This window comes from Curvibacter soli, from assembly GCF_029211125.1.
GTDB lineage: Bacteria > Pseudomonadota > Gammaproteobacteria > Burkholderiales > Burkholderiaceae_C > Curvibacter_A > Curvibacter_A soli.
Genome location: NZ_JARGEN010000048.1, coordinates 1 through 758, shown reverse-complemented (window position 1 = coordinate 758; position 758 = coordinate 1). Strand labels below are relative to the sequence as shown.

Sequence of the window (758 nt, the reverse complement as noted above, 5' to 3'; positions counted from 1 at the left end):
GGTGCCCGCACCTTTTTTCTGCATCAGATCGCGGGTAATTCGGCAGGTTTGGGGAATTCTGCAAGTCCCTCTGGAGTATGTATTTCTTCCGCTTCAAGAAGCCGTTCTTCGGCCTTGCCGCGCACGTACGCTTCAGCCGCCCTATGCCTGCGGGCCTTCCTGCGGCAAGCGCCGCGCTGAAGCGCCCGGCACGCTGCGCACGCGCAGCTTTCGCCCCCTGACTTTCCCTTTGTTTCTATATCTCTGATTAGTAGTAGTAGTAGAGGGGCCCCCGCACTGTGGACAAGCCCCTTTTTGCCAATGGGCGCAGGCAGTTGGCTGGCCGCCAAGGCTGTAGACAGCATGGCGGTGCCGCCATGGCTGGAGATGAACAACTTTTCAGGGCGTGCAGATTTTGGGGATAACTCCCTGATTCCATGGTTTTCATACCCAGGTTTTTCCACAGGTGATCCAGGCCGCTCCGACGGCCCTGCTTTGGCTTCATGTTCTCCTAGACTTGGAAACGGCAGGTGCATAGCGCGCTCACCCACGAGGTGAACCCCATCGAAGCGGGCAACGCTCGATTTCCTGCGGCCTGGCAAGGGATGCAAAGCGGTCAACTGCCGTTTCCAGGTTGAGGGACTTGCAGAATTATTTTTGCCGAAATTCGTCTAAATTTGCTTAAAATTTAAGCAAAATTTCTAAGATTTGATGAATTTTGACGAGAATTTTTAGAGGCCATTTTGGGAAAATTGATTTGGAGGCGATCTCGTGCGTTT

At 53.7% G+C, this 758-nt stretch carries 1 protein-coding gene; it reads left to right on the top strand.

Annotation, left to right across the window (positions count from 1 at the left end; all coding sequences use genetic code 11):
- Positions 1 to 247: hypothetical protein (locus PY257_RS10800; RefSeq protein WP_275741631.1), on the top strand; the 247-nt coding region annotated here is incomplete at its 5' end.
- Between the last annotated feature and the right edge of the window lie 511 nt (positions 248 to 758).